Origin of the sequence: Maricaulis sp., from assembly GCF_030149235.1 — a bacterium.
Lineage (GTDB): Bacteria > Pseudomonadota > Alphaproteobacteria > Caulobacterales > Maricaulaceae > Maricaulis.
This window is the reverse complement of the sequence record NZ_JASBRW010000041.1, coordinates 19,761-37,045: the sequence shown is the minus strand read 5'-3', so window position 1 is coordinate 37,045 and position 17,285 is coordinate 19,761. Positions and strand designations below refer to the sequence as shown.

Sequence of the window (17,285 nt, the reverse complement as noted above, 5' to 3'; positions counted from 1 at the left end):
TTTTGGTCGCATGGTCAAGCGGCGCGGGCCTCAATACCCTCATATAAAGGGAGGACATCCATGGGCCGCGAGATTACGTCGGACGAACGCCTCGACGAAGGCGCTTTCCAGGAGCGGTTGCGCGCTGAGAGCAAGCTCGCCATGACCTGGTTCAGGGACAAGGCGTTCGAGGCGCCCGACACACCCAGTATCGGTCTTGAAGTCGAGGCCTGGCTGGTCGATCGTGACGGGCTGCCCAGCCCCCGCAATATCGAGTTTCTCAACATCCTCGACGATCCACTGATGGTGCCGGAACTGGCTGCCTTCAATTTTGAGTACAACGCCCCGCCAGCGGAACTGGGGGGCAGTGTTTTCGCCGACATGACGGCGCGGCTGAGCCGGGTCTGGAAAGCCGCCAGCGACGCCGCCGAAAGCCTCGAGCTTACGCCTTTGATGACCGGCATTCCTGCCACCTTGCGTGAACCGATGCTGTCGCTCGAGACCATTACCGAGTCGGCACGCTATCGCCTGCTCAATGACCGTCTGTTCCAATTGCGCGGCGGTGCGCCACTGACCATCGCCATCGACGGCCGCGAACGTCTCGATCTAGTGCAGGACCATCTCATGATCGAGGCCGCCTGTACCTCGCTCCAGGTCCATCTGATGCTGACCCAGGACAATGCGGCCGCCAGCTATAACGCCTCACAGATCGCCTCGGCGCCGCTGATCGCCATCAGCTCCAACTCCCCCTTCCTGTATGGCCGCCGGCTGTGGGAGGAGACCCGGATCCCGGCCTTTGAGTCTGCCGTCAACCTGCCCGGCTACCGTCAGGCCGATGGCCGCCGAGCCAACCGGGTCTCGTTCGGCCAGAACCATTTGCGCAGCTCCATGATGGAACTCTTCCTGGAGAATCTCGACGGCTATCCGCCCTTCCTGCCGATGGTCTCGGACACGCCCGACGAGCACCTAGTGCATTTCAACCTGCACAATGGAACCATCTGGCGCTGGACGCGGCCGATCCTCTACCCCGGCAAGGGCAAGACCCCGCACCTGCGGCTGGAGAACCGGGTCATGCCGGCCGGCCCGACCGTCATTGACATGGTGGCCAACACCGCGTTCTGCATCGGACTCATCCTGCATCTGCGGGACGAGGAAAACCTGGCGGACCGTCTGCCGTTTGAAATGGCCCGGCGGAATTTCTATGCCGGCGCCAAGCAAGGCCTGAGCGCCGATCTGGTCTGGCTTGATGGCGAGGTGATCAATACCCAGGTTCTGATCCGTGAGCGCCTGGCCGACGCGGCTGAGCAGGCCCTGGTCAAGGCGGGGGTTGCGGCCATGGATGCCAAGAGCGCGATCGACATTATCCGCGGCCGCAGCCGCAATGGTCAGACCGGCGCCGCCTGGCAGCGCGCCCATGCCAACTGCAATGGCAATGACCATCAAAAGCTCATTCTCGACTATCTTGCCCGCCAGCAGGAAGGAGCCCCGGTTCATCGATGGACCATCTAGCCCTGCCGTTGGCCCGGTATGACGCCCTGCCCGACGCGCTTTTGCGTATCGGGCCGCGCGATATCCGTTCCGTCTTTCCCGACTCTGCGCTGATCGAGCTCACGGGCCTCGCCGGTGCGCCGGTCTTCCTGTCGGTCTTGCTGCACGGCAATGAGACGACCGGGTTTTACGTGCTGCAGCGCCTGGCGCACTGGATGCGCACCCACAAACTGCCGCGCCCCCTGCTCGTCTTCGTCGGCAATGTCACTGCGACCGAGGCCGGTGTCCGGCATCTCAGCGGTCAACCGGATTATAACCGCATCTGGGAAGGCGGCCGGGACCGCGAACATGACTTGGCGCAACAGGTCCTCGCCGAAGTACGCGCGGCTCAGCCCTTTGCCGCCATCGACATCCACAACAATACCGGCCTCAACCCGCACTATGCCTGCGTCAACCGGCTGGAGCCGGAATTCCTGCATCTGGGATCCCTGTTCAGCCCGACCCTGGTGACCTTCAACAATCCTTCCAGCGTGATCTCAATGGCAATGTCGAAGATCTGCCCGTCGGTCACGGTAGAGGCCGGCAAGTCGGGTGATGCGCGCGGCATTGAACGCGCCTTCGACCTTGTCCTCGACACGCTGCACCTGCACGCCTTCCGCGCCTCCGGCCTCGACCGCGAGGTCAGCATTTACGAGACCATCGGGCGGGTCGAGCTGGCGCGCCATGTCTCCTTCGGTTTCACCGAAACCTCCGATGCGGACCTGGTCTTTCCCGCTGATCTTGAACGCTGGAATTTCACGCCGCTCGAAGCCGGCACGCCGTTCGCCACCAGCCGCGTCCCGGCCCCGGTCCTGCGCGTGCTCAATGCCGAGCGGGAAGACATCACCGAGCGCTTCTTCACGCGTGAAGGCGAGGTGATCCGGCTAGCGCGCGCCATCACCCCGTCCATGCTGACCCAGGACCCGCAGATCCTGCGCGAGGACTGCCTGTGCTATCTCATGCGAGACATCGCGGCCCCGGTTAAGGCCTAGTACCGGCTAGCAGGTCAGCACCGCATCGAAGTCCGGCCGCAATTGCGGATCACGCGACAGGATCGACGCGGCAACGGCGCATTTGAGATCATCGGTCAGGCGGTCATCACTGGCCAGGTCAGCCGCGATCTGCGCCGGTGTTTCAACACCGGACATCATCTCGCCGCCACCCTCAACCGTGTCAAAGCGCATCAAGCTCCCCGCCTCGCTCCAGGCTGCCCAATCCGCGCCCGGGCGCCCCGTCGCAGCCAGGCTGGCCCAGTGACGCCCCATGGCCCCTGCAACATCGGCCCGCCCCGCAGCGTTCGAGCCATTGAACAGGATCGGATCGAGCTGGCCGTAGAATTCGAAATGGTTGAACACGAAGGGGATTTCCATCGAGTGGGCCGCCCCCATGAGGTGGGCCAAATCGGTCACCAGGAAACTCCCACCCTCGTCCCAGTCAAAACGATAGGCCCAGACCTGATCATGCCCGGCCGCGTTCAGGGCGATGGCGAGCTCATCCACCGCCAGGGCGCGCCAGAGGCGGCTGGGATATTCCGACACCGCATCATAGACATCGCGGTCCTTGGCCCAGATGAACGGGCCGATACGGTTAACCAGTAGCGGGTTGAGCAGGCCGTACAGTTTCATTTCGTCGAGATTGGCCCCGGTAATGACCGGCACCGGTGCAAATCCCTCCGGTGTCAGTGCCGCAGCGAGGATGCCGCCTTCGGGAATGGCCACACCATCCTCGATCATGCGCGGCAGATTGCTGCCCTCGGCCAGGGCCGCACGATAGGCCTCATAGACCGTGTTCAGCGGCGTCGACCGGATCGTGGCAGCATCGGCATCCGGCCCGGCAAAGACATTGGCCCTATCGATGGCGGAGTTCGGCGCCGTCTGTTCGGCCTCTTCCAGCGTCACAGTGCGGGTGCTGCCGCTCTGGATGACCGCGGCATGGAAGAGCCCACGCGCCGGCGCACTGGCCAGAAGCGCGGCGACATTATGCCCGCCGGCACTCTCGCCGAATATCGTCACACGCGAGGTGTCACCGCCAAAGGCTTCACCATTGGCCTGCACCCATTCCAGCGCGGCGATCATGTCGAGCACGGCGAAATTGGCGGCCGCGTCCTCACTTGTTTCGGCATCAGAACGGATCGCCGGGTGGGCAAACCAGCCGAGTGGCCCGAGCCGGTATTGCATGGCGATGACAATCACATCGCGGTCGATGGCCAGTTGCGACCCATCATAGGCCGAGGAACGCCCCCAGGTATTGGCACCGCCATGGATCCACAGCATCACCGGCAGGTCATCACCCGGCTGCGTGTCCGGCGGGGCGTAGATATCCAGGGTCAGGCAGTCCTCGTTACCGATGATCTGGCCCGCCTCAAGCCCCTCGCCCTCATCGAGCGCATTGGTGATCTGCGGACAACGCGGACCGAATTCCAGGGCTTCAAAACGGGTCTCGAACGCTTCCGCCGGCCGTGGCGCGCGCCAACGCAAATCACCGACAGGCGCGGCGGCATACGGCACAGCGCGCCAGACCTGTGCACCGGCTGCATTGGTGAAACCGACCAGCTCGCCCTGGCTGATCGTCCGCGTGGTCGTGTCGTCCACGACGGGCGGCGCCTCGTCCGTTTGCCCGCAAGCCACCAGTCCGGCCAGCGCAGCTGGCACCGCAAAGAATTTGAACAAACGCATGAAGCCCTCCCCGTTTGTAGAGAAGAGTAGGCGTTTCGAGCGCGCTGACAATTGCTGGAAAGGATTGAAATGGTGAGCCGACAGGGATTCGAACCCTGGACCGTCTGATTAAAAGTCAGATGCTCTACCAGCTGAGCTATCGGCTCCCGTTTCGGAAGAGCGCGGAACGTATACGCGCGAATCTGTGTGGTCAATGCGCATTTGCTGATCGATTTCAGTATTTTTGATGCGTTTTCGTCACAATCATTTGTATGATGGTTTGCATGACGGGGAGAGTTCAGATTTTCGCATGTGTTCTCGCGGCGTTAGCGGCGAGTGCGTGCAGTTCCACAAGGGACCGGGCGAGCCAGGCGGGCGGTTTTGCGCGCGATGAGACCCGCACGGCGGTGGAAGATGCGGTCGGCCTGCCGCGCCAGCGTCCAGGCGAGATCATGGTCGATGAAGGCGATGACACCGTGCCCACCCCCTATGGCGGTGAGGGGTCGCGCCGGCGCTGCTCGACCGTGTCACGCGATATTGCCCGGCTGACCGTGGTTCTCGGCCCGGATATCGAGGAAGAGCGGCGCATCGAAGAAGAAGCCGACCATGAACACGAGACCTGGATCGGACGGGGTGCCCATGCGGCGCGTCAGGCCCCCGGCGCCGCCGCCGATGCGACCCGAGGTCTGTATCGCTCGACCATTGTCGGCCTCAACCCGGTGCGCCCGGTTGTCCGCTTTATCGGCGGTGCCGGACGGATTGAACGTGAAGCGCAGGAACAGCGCGACCACGCCCAGCGCCGTCGCGCCTATCTGCGCGGGCTTTATGACGGGTTTGGCTGCCCGGAAAGCTATATGGAACGGGCGTTTGAAGCCTATGGCCTGATCGAGGAAGCCGACGGCAGCCATAACGCCAGTCGCTAGCCCTTCGAGGTCCCCTGCGCCCAGCGCGCATTGAATTCAGCCCGGAAGGCCGCGAACTCGCCCGCTTCGATGGCCGCGCGCATGCGTGCGGTGAGGTCCTCGAAGTAAGCGATATTGTGCCAGCTGAGCAGCATGGCCGAGAGGTATTCGCCCGAGCGGAAGAGATGGTTGAGATAGGCCTTGGAATAATCGCGGCTGGCGGGACAGTTGAGCTCCGGATTGAGCGGCGTGTCGTCCTCGATGAATTCGGCCCGCTTGATATTGATCGGGCCATAATCCGACCAGGCTTGGCCATGCCGGCCTGACCGGGTCGGCAGCACGCAGTCAAACATGTCGACACCGCGGGCTACGGCTTCCACCAGATCAATCGGCTTGCCCACGCCCATCAGATAGCGCGGCCGTTCGACCGGCAGGTGCGGGGTGGTGAAGTCGAGCACCTGGCACATCAGCTCAAAGCCTTCGCCAACCGCCAGCCCGCCAATGGCATAGCCGTCATAACCGGTCTCGATCGAACGCTCGGCGCTTTCCCGGCGCAGATCGTCAAAGACGGAGCCCTGGACGATCCCGAACAGCGCCTGGTCAAACCGCTCGCCAAACGCGGCCTTGGAGCGCGCGCCCCAGCGCAGGGAGAGCTCCATCGAGGAGGCGGCCTCGTCCTTGGAGCAGCCAAAGGCGGTGCATTCATCCAGCTGCATTGAGATGTCAGCGCCCAGCAGGTCGGCCTGGATCTCGATCGAGCGTTCCGGGGTCAGCGAATGCTTCGACCCGTCGATATGCGAGGAGAAGGTCACCCCCTCCTCGCTCATCTTGCGCAGCTTGGACAGCGACCAGACCTGGAAGCCACCGCTATCGGTGAGGATCGGGCCTTTCCAGGTGGAGAAATTGTGCAGCCCGCCGAGCTTCTTCACCCGCTCCGCGCCAGGACGCAGCATCAGGTGATAGGTATTGCCCAGGATGATATCGGCCCCGGTCTCCTTGACCTGATCCATATACAGCGCCTTGACCGTGCCGGCCGTGCCGACCGGCATGAAGGCCGGAGTACGGATCTCGCCGCGCGAAGTGGTCAGGACACCGGAACGGGCCGCGCCGTCGGTCGCTTTGATCGTGTAAGGAAATGCGCTCATGGGGCGCGCTTCTAGTCCGCCTTGGGCCAAAGCGAAAGCCATGGCGTTCATCTTCAGCTCAGACGCAGGGGAATATATGCTAGCATATTCGCTCTAACGGGGAGGTAGAGATGAGTTTTCTTTTGATGGCAGCGGCCAGCCTTCTGGCCACCGATGCAGATTTTCAGCAACGTGAGCGCGGCTCCGGCCTAGCCACTGGTCGGCGCACCTATGAGCCCGTCCGGGCCGCCGGAAATTATCCGGCCAATGATCTGCTCGCCGGACAGCCCAATCATTTTCCCGGCGTGGACTGGAGCGGCATCGAGATTCGCCAGGTCGACGCCACTGCCTTTCCCGGCGTCGACTGGCAGCCCGCAGGGCATTGCCAGGGCCGCAATGGTCAGGTTGGCTATGTCTACCGCGCCCGCGGCAATAACAATGAACGCCCGACCGAAGAGGTCAATTTCTACTACCAGAAAATCCTCTTCGCCCAGGCACCCTCCGGTGATGGCCGGGGCGTACACCAGCCCGGCAGCGGCGCGACCGGCGCCACGCGCCGGCGCGGCGTAGAGCGGGAAAATATCGGCAGCGATCTCAGCGCGACCGCCAATACCGAAACGGAAGTCTTCCGCGATGACATGGGCCAGGTCCAGAGCCCGCGCCGGACCGCTGCTTCAGTGCAATGGCCCTATCAGTTGTCCGCATTCGACATCTCATCCAGCAATCATTGCCCGCGCTAGGGCCGAGGGGGAAACACTATGAGCATTTTTCTGATCACGGCTGCCAGCCTGTTGATGACTGATATTCAGCAAGACCCGGCCACGGGGCAGGCCTCCAGCCACCGTCGGCACCTGCCGCCCGTTACCACCCAGGTCGATCCGTCCGCCCTTCGCGTCGCGTCCGAGCCGGTTCCCGACGCCGTCTATCCCCGTCGGGATTTACTGGCTGGACAACCCGACTTGTTCCCCGGCGTCGACTGGACCTCGACCAGGGTTCAGCATGTTGGCCGGATCGAGTTTCCGACCGAGGAATGGTTTCCGACTGAAGAATGGTTCCCGACCGAGGAGTGGTTTCCGACCGAGGAATGGCGCCCGGCCGGGCAGTGCCAGCTATCCGATGGCAATGCAGCCCGCGTCGAGCGCCTTTGCCCAGACGGTGAAGGGGTCTGCTACCAGCGCGTTGCCACCGGTGAACCGGCTCGCGCACGCCTCAATCGCCGCAGCATCGTTGGTGAGCGAGGGATTGTCGGAGAGCGCGGTATTGTGGGAGAGCGCGGGTTCGTTGGTGAGCGCGGGATTGTCGGTGAGCGCGGTATCGTCGGAGAGCGCGGTATCGTCGGAGAGCGCGGTATCGTGGGAGAACGCGGTGTCGTCGAGGAAGAGGCGCAAACCACAGCCGGCCGCGGATCGCGCAATGTTCTTCGCACCCGGACCCGCTTAACATCGGTACAGGTCGATAACGCCTTGCCCCGCTGCCCGGGCTAGTCCGCCGCCAGTTCCAGCAGCGAGCTGTCGCCGTAGGAATAGAAACGATAGCCGGTCTCGATGGCATGGGCGTAGGCGCGCTGCATGACATCGAGACCGCAAATCGAACTGACCAGCATGAACAGCGTCGATTTGGGAAGGTGGAAATTGGTCATCAGCGCATCGATGACCTGGAACTCATAGCCCGGCGTGATGAAGATATCAGTGTCGCGGCTACCCGCGCGCACCCGGCCCTTGCCATCGGCCAGGCTCTCCAGCGTCCGAAGCGCCGTCGTGCCAACCGCAATGACACGGCGCCCCGCCGCCTTGGCCACATTGATCTGTTCCGCAGCCGAAGCGGAAATCGTGCACCATTCCGAATGCATGTCATGATCGTCCGTGTCCTCGACCTTGACCGGCAGGAAAGTGCCCGCGCCGACATGCAGGGTCACATGGACGGGAATCACACCGCGCTCATCGAGCGCTTTGAGCAGACGATCAGTGAAATGCAGACCCGCCGTCGGGGCTGCGACCGAGCCCTCTTCATTCGCATAGACGGTCTGATAGTCCTCAACGTCCTGCTCATCGACATCACGCTTGGAAGCGATATAGGGCGGCAGCGGCGGCGCGCCGGTGGCGGCAATCGCCTCATCCAGCTGAGCGCCGGAATAATCAAAGCGCAAGAGCGTATCGCCGCCCTCATACTTGGCTTCGACAACGGCCTTCAGCGCCTCGCCAAAGGCGATTTCATCGCCCTCCCTCACGCGCTTGGCCGGGCGGATAAAGGCGCGCCAGCCATCGGTGCCGTCGCGTTTGTGCAGATTGACTTCAAGCGTGACATCCCCGCCCCCGCCAACGGCACGAGCCGGGCGGATCCCCTCAAGCGCGGCCGGAATCACCTTGGTGTCGTTGAACACGAGGACATCGCCGGGCTGCAGCAGGTCAGGCAGATCCAGCACACCCCTGTCGTCGAGCGCCCCATTGGGTGCGACATGCAGCAGGCGTGCGCTATCGCGCGGCCGGGCGGGGCGCAGAGCGATATTCTCCTCGGGGAGATGGAAATCGAAATCGGAAACGCGCATGGCAGCTGCAGTAATCGATACCCCGATTGCGCCCAAGCAATATTGTCACTCAGCTCGGCCGATTCATGCGGCCGGATTTCGGCTTGAACCTGTCTGGAAACCCGTATGAGTGACCGCGCTCTTGCCCCCTCTTCAACAGGCCGGATTGCCGTTCTTGGCGCAGGTCTCGCTGGCAGCCTGACCGCGCTGAAGCTCGCTCGCACCGGGTTTGACGTCATCTTGATCGATGCAGCGGCGGACGCGATGCGTGGTGCGAGCCTGCACAATGAGGGCAAGTTGCATCTGGGCTATGTCTATGGCGCAGACCAGAGCGGCGAGACCTATGCCCGGATGATCGAGGGGAGTCTGAGCTTTATCCGGATCGTGGAGGAGCTGACCGGACATTCCATCCCGCCGGCCGCGTGGTCACGCCCCTTCATCTATGGCGTGATGGCAGACTCCCGGCTGCACACGACCGCGATCGAAGACCACCTTGCACGTGTCGACGCAGCGATTGCGGCCTATCCCGGCGCGCCCGCCGACTGGCCCGGCGGCTTTGCCCCGGCCCGCCGGCTGAACTCCGCAGAGCTGGCCTCACGCTTCAATCCAGACTGTGTCACCGCAGCCTTCCAGACGAATGAAGTCTCGGTGGACACCCGCAGCCTCGCAAACGCTGTCCGGAATGCCATCAAGACCTGTCCGCGCATTACGCCATTGTGGAATACCCGTGTGCAGAGCGCGAGAGGCGGTAAGCATGACACCTACATACTCTCGCTAGATCACCCGGACGGATGCCGCGACCTTGGTGCCGATTTCGTCATCAACGCGTTGTGGCAAAACCGTTTGCAGATTGACGCCAGTGCCGGCCTGCCGCCCGCGGCGGCGCAATTGATGCGGTACAAGCTGGCGATCACGCTCAACCTGCCGCCCGGCCAGATCGACACCATCCCCACAGCGACTTTCGTCTCCGGGCCCTATGGCGATGTGGTCAATCATGGCGATGGGCGTTTTTACCTGTCCTGGTATCCCGCCTGCAAGCTGGCGGAAACGCAGGACCTGGATACCGGTTCGCTTGAACACATCATCGCTGCAACCGACCGCTCGGCGCGTTACCGTGAAACGCTGGCCGCCCTCGGCGAAATTATTCCCGGCCTCGCTTGCGCGGCCGACAAGGCGACTGACATCGACATCGCCGGCGGCTTTATCATGGCGCGCGGCAGCAGCGATATAACCGACGCCAACAGCGAACTGCATCAACGCTACCGGATCGGACCGCGCTCAGTCGGCAACTGGATCAGTGTCGATACCGGGAAATACTGTACCGCGCCGTCTGCGGCGCTTGCTGCCGCCAACATGCTGCTGGATGTTCTGTGACATGGTCTCGTCAATCACTCTCTCATCCCGCTCTACCGCTCCAACCGGTTTTTCGAGAATATTTGCGGCAATATCGATGCGGTGCTGGATCAGGGTGTGAAGGTGCTGCTCTCCGATCAGCACGGCCATGATGACTGCGCCGAACGGCTGCGCCAACGCTATGCTGGCCACGAGAATATTCGCGTTTTGGCGAACGACACAGGCGGCGACTGGGTTGCCAATATCAATGTGCTGATCAAGGCGTGCGAGACCGAGTTCTTTCGCATTCTACCGCACGATGACATGAGCGGGCTGGAAGATCTGGCCGCCCTGCATCAGGCCCTTCTGGACACCCCCGACGCGGTTTTGAGCTTCGGGCCGGTTCATGCCGAGACGCTTGAAGGCGAGCCCTTGCCGGCAAGAAATGAACTCAATCTCGACGAAGCCGAGCGCAATGGAGAGCCATGGGACCGGCTTGAGGGCGCCCGGCTGTTCTCGACCGGCCGTTTCAGCGGCGCGTTCAAAGGACTGGTTCGAGCTGCAGCAGTCAGACGGCATCGATTATGGATTGAGCGCACCGACCGGCTCATACATTCCGAACGCGCCTGGCTGGCCGGTCTCGCCTTTGTCGGGCGATTCACCTACGCCCCGCGCGGCGGACTGCGAAAGCGCTATCATCCCGACAGCACTCATGCGCAGTGGAATGTCGAGGCGGCGGACTTTGTCTCCACCACGCGCGTCATGATCAATTATGCCAACCGCTTGCTTGAAAACGAGACCGACCGGTTCGCGGCGGAACAGGAATTGACCGGGCATTTGACGCGGCGTCTCGCCGCACTGTCCGCGAACGCCTGATCGCAAGCGCCCAGACCGAAAATGAAACGGGGCGGCTCCAGATCTGGAACCGCCCCGCTCAATCAGAAACAAATCGGCCTACGCCTCGACGACGCTCGCCTTGACGATCTTGCCCGGGCTGGCCGGCGGCTCCCCCTTCGGCAGGGCATCGACATGTTCCATGCCGGAGATGACTTCGCCCCAGACCGTGTACTGATTGTCGAGGTAAGGCACATCATCCAGGCAGATGAAGAACTGGCTCGATGCGCTATCCGGATCAGCGGCGCGGGCCATGGACATGGTACCGCGCTTGTGCGGCTCGGCAGAGAACTCGGCCGGGATATTGGTGCCGGAACCACCCATGCCATTGCCATTCGGGCAACCGCCCTGGGCCACGAAACCGTCAATCACGCGGTGGAAGGTCAGCCCGTCATAGAAGCCGTCCTTGGCCAGCTTGGTGATCTGCGCCACGTGCTTGGGCGCCAGGTCCGGGCGCAGTTTGATGATGACATCGCCGCCGTCGACGGTGAATACGAGTTGTTCTTCAGCCATGGGTCCTAATCCTGAATGCGGGAGGGAATATCGATTTCGCAAACGTCGGGCAGAGCACCCGAAGCGTCACGCAGACTGTCGAGATAGGCATTGAAAGCGGGATGAGTGCTGTCAACGACCTGGATATTGGTGCGCTCGTCTTCGGCGATATCCGCCTCGACGCGCATGGAGCGGATCACATCCGGGGTAAAGCCCTCGGTCTCGAACAGCGTACCTTCCTCAATCGCATTGATAGCCTCCTGGCCATAACGCACACGGCCCCAGACCGTGTAGGTCGCATTGAGATGCTCGGCATCACCACGGGTGATGTAGAACTGGCTGCCGGCGCTGTTGGGATCACTGGTGCGCGCCATGGCGGCCGCGCCCTGGCAATGCAGCAGCCAGCTTTGAACCTGGCCGGTCGCCGTGATCATGGCCTGGGCAATCGGCTGGGTGCCAGCCGGGAAGGAATTCCAGAAACCAGCCTGGCCGATCTGCGGCAGGGTCGGACTGACCTGGCGCGGCATAAGCTCGGAAATCGCCAGTTCCGGACCCCGCTGAACGGTGAACTCGGCCTGCAGCGATGGCAGGTCGGTCCGGTGGCTCGGATTGGAGCGGGTACCGCCGGCCTGGGCCATGAAGCCGTCAATCACCCGGTGCCAGACCAGGAAATCATAGAACTGGTCACGCGCCAGCGTCTTCATGCGTTCGACATGGGCAGGCGCAAATTCCGGGGCCAGCTCGACGACCACAAGGCCGTGATTGGTTTCGATATAAAGCGTGTTCTCCGGATCCAGGTCGCGCCAGGCATCTTCCGGGAAATCAAAGACCGGGGCCGCGCTGGCTTCCTGGCTGACGGCGACAGCCGCAGCGCCTTCACTCCCGGTTTCTGCCGTTTCCGCCTCGCGGGCACAGGCCGTGGTTGCCAGCGCGAGGCTGGCCAGGGTGGCAAAAGACAAACGCATGATCACGCAAAACGCTCCTTCAGTCGGCGCTCGATGGCCGGCGGCACAAAGGCCGTAATGTCACCGCCCAGTGCGGCAATTTCCTTCACCAGGCGCGATGCAATGGCCTGGTGCTGGGGATCGGCCATAAGGAAGACAGTCTCGATATCATCATTGAGCTTCTGGTTCATAGCGACCATCTGGAATTCGTACTCGAAATCCGACACGGCGCGAAGCCCGCGGACGATGGATTGCGCCCGCACAGCCTCGGCAAAATGCATCAGCAGGCCCTCAAACGGCCGCACCTCGATCTCGGCCGTCTCGCGCAGGTCCTCGACCTCGGCCTCGACCATCGCAACCCGCTCCTCCAGATCAAAGAGCGGCTTCTTCGCCTCATTGATCGCCACACCGATAACCAGCTTGTCGACCAGTTTCACCGCACGGCGGATGATATCGAGATGGCCGTTGGTCAGAGGATCAAACGTGCCGGGATAGAGTGCCGTGCGGAACATGGATCAGGTCTCGCTTTCGCCGCCTTCAGAGGCCGTGTTGTCGCCGGTTTCGGCGTCGTCGCCCTCTTCATCGCCCGCATCTTCAATTCTGACAACCGCGACGACGTTTTCACCTTCATTCAAGCGGATCAGACGCACACCCCGGGTGGAGCGTCCGGCAATGCGCACCCCGTCGACCGGGAAGCGGATCAGCTGACCACCATCGGTGACGGCCATGATCTGGTCGGCATCCTCGACCGGGAAGCTGGCTGCCAGCATGGCACCGCGGGACAGGTCCTGTGCGGCGACGCCCTGATTGCCACGGCCCATGACGCGATAATCATAGCCCGAGGAGCGCTTGCCCATGCCGTCAGCTCCGACGGTGAGCAGGAATTGCTCCGCCGCGCCCAGCTCGGCAATACGTTCCGGCGACAGGGCCGCCTCTTCGCCCTCTTCACCCGGCTCGACGGCGGGCATCTCGGCCTCGTCATCACCCAGGGCACGACGCATGGCCGTCGCGTGTTTCATATAGGCGCGGGCTTCCGGCGAAGTCACTTCGACATGGCGCAGGATGGCCATGGAGATCAGCGTATCCTCGGCACCGAGACGGATGCCGCGCACACCGATCGAATTGCGGCCGGCAAAGACACGCACATCGGTAACCGGGAAGCGGATCGCCCGGCCTTTGTCGGAGACCAGGAAGACATCATCATCCTCGGTACACAGGCGGACATCGATGATGCGCTCATCCTCGCCCTCCAGCTTCATCGCAATCTTGCCATTGCGATTGACCTGGACGAAGTCGGACAGCTTGTTGCGGCGCACGGTGCCGGACTTGGTGGCGAACATCACATTGAGATCGGCCCAGCTGCTCTCATCCTCCGGCAGCGCCATGATCGAGGTGATGGTCTCGCCCTGATCCAGCGGCAGGAGGTTCACCAATGCCTTGCCCTTGGTATTCGGCGCACCCAGCGGCAGGCGCCAGGTCTTGGTCTTGTAGACCATGCCCTTGTTGGAGAAGAACAGGAGCGGTGAATGGGTTGAGGCGACGAAGAGCGTGGAGATGAAATCCTCGTCCTTGGTCGCCATGCCGGAGCGGCCCTTGCCGCCGCGGCGCTGGGCCCGGTAGTCCGACAGGGCGGTGCGCTTGGCATAACCGCCATGGGTCACCGTCACCACCATCTCCTCGCGCGGGATGAGGTCCTCATCCTCGAAATCGAGACCGGCGTCAGTGAACTCGGAGCGGCGCGGGGTGGCAAAGTTGTCACGCACCTCGGTCATCTCATCGCGGATGATCTGCAACACGCGGACGCGCGAGCGCAGGATGTCCAGCAGGTCCGCAATCTCTTCCGCCAGTTTGGCCGCTTCATTGCCGAGCTCCTCACGGCCCAGACCGGTCAAACGGTTGAGGCGCAGCTCGAGAATGGCGCGGGCCTGCTCCTCGGTCAGGCGCAGGGTGCCCTTATCGGTCAGGATGGAACGCGGATCAGCCACCAGCTCGACCAGCGGCGCCACATCAGCAGCCGGCCAGTCGCGCGCCATCAGCTGGGCACGGGCCTCAGCCGGGTTGGGCGCATTGCGAATCAGGGCGATGACTTCGTCGATATTGGCCACCGCCAGGGCGAGGCCGACGATGACGTGGGCCCGGTCGCGAGCCTTGTTGAGCTCATGCTTGGCACGTCGGGCCACGACCTGCTCGCGGAAGCGCAGGAAGACCTGGATGATCTCGCGCGCGCCGAGCAATTGCGGCCGGCCATCGACCAGCGACAGCATGTTGGCACCAAAGCTCGTCTGCATCGGCGACCAGCGATAGAGCTGGTTGAGGATGACGTCCGCATTGGCATCGCGCTTGAGCTCGATGACGACACGGATACCCGAGCGGTCACTTTCATCACGCAGATCGGCAATGCCCTCGATCTTCTTCTCGCGCACCAGGTCGGCGATCTTCTCGATCATCGTCGACTTGTTCACCTGGTAAGGAATCTCGGTGACGATGATGGCCTGGCGGTCCTTGCGAACTTCCTCGATTTCGGTCTTCGAGCGCATGACGATGGATCCACGCCCGGTCTGCACCGCGTTGCGGGCGCCGGAACGACCGAGGATCAAACCACCCGTCGGGAAATCCGGACCCGGCAGCAATTCGTGGAATTCCTCATCGCTGAGCGCCGGATTGTCCAGCAGCGCCAGCGAGGCATCGATCACCTCGCCGAGATTATGCGGCGGGATATTGGTCGCCATACCCACGGCGATACCGTTGGCGCCATTGACCAGAAGATTGGGATAGCGCGCCGGCAGGACCACCGGCTCCTGGCGCTCGGCGGAATAGTTCTCGACAAAATCGACAGTCGACTTGTCGATATCGGCCAGCAGCGACTGCGCGACCTTCTGCATGCGGCTTTCAGTGTAACGATAAGCCGCCGGCGGATCGCCATCGATGGAGCCGAAATTACCCTGGCCGTCAATGAGCGGCACCCGCATCGACCAGTCCTGGGCCAGGCGCACGAGGGCGTCATAGACCGCCTGGTCACCATGCGGGTGATATCGGCCCATCACGTCACCGACGGCGGTCGCACATTTGCGGTAGGACTTTTCGTGCGTCTGCCCGTTCTCGTGCATGGTGTAGAGGATCCGGCGGTGCACCGGCTTCAGCCCGTCGCGCGCATCGGGGATGGCGCGGCTGACGATCACGCTCATGGCGTAATCGAGATAGGAACGGCGCATTTCCTCTTCGATGGCGATATTGCCCACACCTTCAGGCAAGCCGGAATCGGAGGAGTTCAGGTCGTCGTCGTGATCGCTCAAGGCGGCCTCTTTCGCTACGCTTGGGACAGGGCGGACGGCCCTGCGGCAGAAGACAAACACCGCCCGATTTAGAGACCGGTCATGCGGCCCGTGAATCAGGCGGTATCGCTGTCACCAAGCTTTAACAATTAGGCCGGTTCGGCGCAAACGGCGCTGACCGCAGCTCTTGGTCACCATCCGGGCCAAGGTCGGCAGACTTCGGACCCATCTGATGGCTGTCGCGGACTGGAATATGGCCGCCTCCCGACGGCCTATCGCCCCGGCCGGACGCTATTGCGCGTCCCGGGCCGCAAGCGCCGCGCGCAGAAGATTGATCTGGCTGAGAAGATTCGCGTTGATATTGCTCTGCTCGGTGGCCCAGCGCGACTGCACTTTGAGCCATTCAGGCCCGGTCATTTCCGCACCATTGGACGCGGCCGTGTACGCGCTGGTGCCGTAGGAGCAGGCCCACCAGGGCGAAGCCTGGCTGGTATAGGCCGTGCCGGCGGAATACATGGTTTCCAGTACGCTGGAGACCGTCTCCAGACGGTCATTGAGCAATTGCTCAACCTCTTCGCCGGCATAGGCCGTGGCAATGTTGAGAATGCCGGCCGAGCTGGAATCGAGACAGCGGGAAATGTCGTAAATCGTGCGCACCCGTCCAAGCATATAGGCTTCAATCGCCAGCTCGGGATTGGTCGTGACCGAGCGGCGCGCCACTTCCATCAGGAAGATCGGCGGGTTGTTGTCACGCTCCGCCCAGAGCTGCTGGGAAATCGCGGCGCTGTTTTCCTCAGGCAGCTGTGCCAGGCGCGCCAGGGCGCCGTAGACATTGCCCCAGGCCGTTTCACCGACGACATACTGCACCTGGGTGCCTTCAATCTCGATGGTATGGATTTGCGGCCGACGTAGATTGGGATCCGCATCGCCAGACGTGTTGTCCTGCGCCACGGCCGGAGCGGTGGCGAGCGCCAACGCCAAACTCAATACACCTGCAACCCGCATCCCGGTCCCCTGTACACTGTCCGGACACCTGTCCAGCTTCGAAACACTTGCCCGAACTTGGCCGGGCAAGACGGCAATTTCGTGGCCTAGAACGGGATTTCGTCGTCCAGATCGGCGCTTTGGAAGTTTTCCTTCGGAGCATCCATCGCCGCCGCGCCGCCACGAGAGGGAGCAGATTCAAAACTGCTGCCACCTTCATTACGACCGTCGAGCATCTGCAGCTCGCCGCGGAAACGCTGCAGCACGACCTCGGTGGTGTATTTTTCCTGACCGTTCTGATCAGTCCATTTGCGCGTCTGCAAAGAGCCCTCGACATAGACCTTCGAGCCCTTGCGCAGATAATTCTCGGCGACCTTGGCCAGGTTCTCGTTGAAGATCACCACATTGTGCCATTCGGTCTTCTCACGGCGCTCACCGGTCGACTTGTCGCGCCACTGGTCCGACGTCGCGATGCGCAGATTGACCACCGGATCGCCCGAGTTCAGGCGCCGGATTTCCGGATCACGTCCCAGATTACCGACCAGAATTACCTTGTTCACGCCAGCCATCGCCCAGTCTCCACTTCTTGCGGTCGTCACTACCGCTATTTTGTTCACATTATGTTCCGGGCGTCAAACACCCGATTCTCGGAGGCCA

At 62.6% G+C, this 17,285-nt stretch carries 16 protein-coding genes and 1 tRNA gene; 7 read left to right on the top strand and 10 right to left on the bottom strand.

Annotated elements, in window-relative coordinates; translation table 11 throughout:
• Window positions 1-60 precede the first annotated feature (60 nt).
• Window positions 61-1,488, top strand: a complete 1,428-nt coding sequence (locus tag Q1V51_RS06345; RefSeq protein ID WP_300554314.1) for a hypothetical protein — start codon at window positions 61-63, stop codon at window positions 1,486-1,488.
• Window positions 1,476-2,498 carry a M14 family metallopeptidase gene (locus Q1V51_RS06340; RefSeq protein ID WP_300554313.1) on the top strand — a complete coding sequence of 341 codons (1,023 nt, stop codon included), beginning with the start codon at window positions 1,476-1,478 and terminating at the stop codon, window positions 2,496-2,498. The genes Q1V51_RS06345 and Q1V51_RS06340 overlap by 13 nt, the downstream gene beginning before the upstream one ends.
• Window positions 2,499-2,504: 6 nt before the next feature.
• Here the strand turns inward: Q1V51_RS06340 and Q1V51_RS06335 are convergent, their stop codons facing one another.
• On the bottom strand, window positions 2,505-4,181 hold the full coding sequence (locus Q1V51_RS06335; RefSeq protein WP_300554312.1) for a carboxylesterase family protein: 1,677 nt from the start codon (window positions 4,179-4,181) through the stop codon (window positions 2,505-2,507).
• A 70-nt stretch (window positions 4,182-4,251) separates the two neighbouring features.
• A tRNA-Lys gene (locus Q1V51_RS06330) sits at window positions 4,252-4,327 on the bottom strand.
• Window positions 4,328-4,444: 117 nt separating this feature from the next.
• Here Q1V51_RS06330 and Q1V51_RS06325 point away from each other — a divergent pair.
• Window positions 4,445-5,083 carry a hypothetical protein gene (locus Q1V51_RS06325; RefSeq protein ID WP_300554311.1) on the top strand — a complete coding sequence of 213 codons (639 nt, stop codon included), beginning with the start codon at window positions 4,445-4,447 and terminating at the stop codon, window positions 5,081-5,083.
• On the opposite strand, the gene tgt is transcribed toward Q1V51_RS06325, so the two are convergent.
• The gene (tgt, locus tag Q1V51_RS06320; RefSeq protein WP_300554310.1) at window positions 5,080-6,207 is read right to left on the bottom strand and encodes a tRNA guanosine(34) transglycosylase Tgt; all 1,128 of its coding nucleotides are present in this window, start codon (window positions 6,205-6,207) and stop codon (window positions 5,080-5,082) included. The two genes, Q1V51_RS06325 and tgt, sit on opposite strands and share 4 nt — an antisense overlap.
• Before the next feature lie 110 nt (window positions 6,208-6,317).
• Between tgt and Q1V51_RS06315 the strand changes: the two genes are divergently transcribed.
• A complete protein-coding gene (locus Q1V51_RS06315; RefSeq protein ID WP_300554309.1) occupies window positions 6,318-6,926 on the top strand; it encodes a hypothetical protein in 609 nt (202 codons plus the stop codon).
• Window positions 6,927-6,944: 18 nt separating this feature from the next.
• Window positions 6,945-7,670 (top strand): hypothetical protein, encoded by a 726-nt coding sequence (locus Q1V51_RS06310; RefSeq protein ID WP_300554308.1) that lies wholly within the window; start codon window positions 6,945-6,947, stop codon window positions 7,668-7,670.
• On the opposite strand, the gene queA is transcribed toward Q1V51_RS06310, so the two are convergent.
• A complete protein-coding gene (gene queA / locus Q1V51_RS06305; protein ID WP_300554307.1) occupies window positions 7,667-8,731 on the bottom strand; it encodes a tRNA preQ1(34) S-adenosylmethionine ribosyltransferase-isomerase QueA in 1,065 nt (354 codons plus the stop codon). The two genes, Q1V51_RS06310 and queA, sit on opposite strands and share 4 nt — an antisense overlap.
• Window positions 8,732-8,836: 105 nt before the next feature.
• Here queA and Q1V51_RS06300 point away from each other — a divergent pair, with 105 nt between their 5' ends.
• Both Q1V51_RS06300 and Q1V51_RS06295 read left to right on the top strand, forming a co-directional pair.
• The gene (locus tag Q1V51_RS06300) at window positions 8,837-10,084 is read left to right on the top strand and encodes an FAD-dependent oxidoreductase (RefSeq protein WP_300554306.1); all 1,248 of its coding nucleotides are present in this window, start codon (window positions 8,837-8,839) and stop codon (window positions 10,082-10,084) included.
• A gap of 102 nt (window positions 10,085-10,186) precedes the next feature.
• Window positions 10,187-10,918 carry a hypothetical protein gene (locus Q1V51_RS06295; protein ID WP_300554305.1) on the top strand — a complete coding sequence of 244 codons (732 nt, stop codon included), beginning with the start codon at window positions 10,187-10,189 and terminating at the stop codon, window positions 10,916-10,918.
• Between the two features lie 78 nt (window positions 10,919-10,996).
• Here Q1V51_RS06295 and Q1V51_RS06290 read toward each other — a convergent pair whose 3' ends face one another.
• The 6 genes from Q1V51_RS06290 to ssb all read right to left on the bottom strand — a co-directional run bounded on the left by Q1V51_RS06290 (window position 10,997) and on the right by ssb (window position 17,197).
• A complete protein-coding gene (locus Q1V51_RS06290) occupies window positions 10,997-11,449 on the bottom strand; it encodes a peptidylprolyl isomerase (protein WP_300554303.1) in 453 nt (150 codons plus the stop codon).
• 5 nt (window positions 11,450-11,454) lie between these two features.
• Window positions 11,455-12,393, bottom strand: coding sequence for a peptidylprolyl isomerase (locus tag Q1V51_RS06285; protein WP_300554302.1), 939 nt, complete (start codon window positions 12,391-12,393; stop codon window positions 11,455-11,457).
• Window positions 12,394-12,395: 2 nt separating this feature from the next.
• Window positions 12,396-12,884 carry a pantetheine-phosphate adenylyltransferase gene (gene coaD / locus Q1V51_RS06280; protein WP_300554301.1) on the bottom strand — a complete coding sequence of 163 codons (489 nt, stop codon included), beginning with the start codon at window positions 12,882-12,884 and terminating at the stop codon, window positions 12,396-12,398.
• 3 nt (window positions 12,885-12,887) lie between these two features.
• Entirely contained in the window at window positions 12,888-15,644 is a 2,757-nt protein-coding gene (gyrA, locus tag Q1V51_RS06275) for a DNA gyrase subunit A (RefSeq protein WP_366522716.1), read from the bottom strand.
• Window positions 15,645-15,935: 291 nt separating this feature from the next.
• Window positions 15,936-16,649 carry a hypothetical protein gene (locus Q1V51_RS06270; RefSeq protein ID WP_300554298.1) on the bottom strand — a complete coding sequence of 238 codons (714 nt, stop codon included), beginning with the start codon at window positions 16,647-16,649 and terminating at the stop codon, window positions 15,936-15,938.
• Window positions 16,650-16,735: 86 nt separating this feature from the next.
• Window positions 16,736-17,197, bottom strand: a complete 462-nt coding sequence (gene ssb / locus Q1V51_RS06265) for a single-stranded DNA-binding protein (RefSeq protein ID WP_300554296.1) — start codon at window positions 17,195-17,197, stop codon at window positions 16,736-16,738.
• Between the last annotated feature and the right edge of the window lie 88 nt (window positions 17,198-17,285).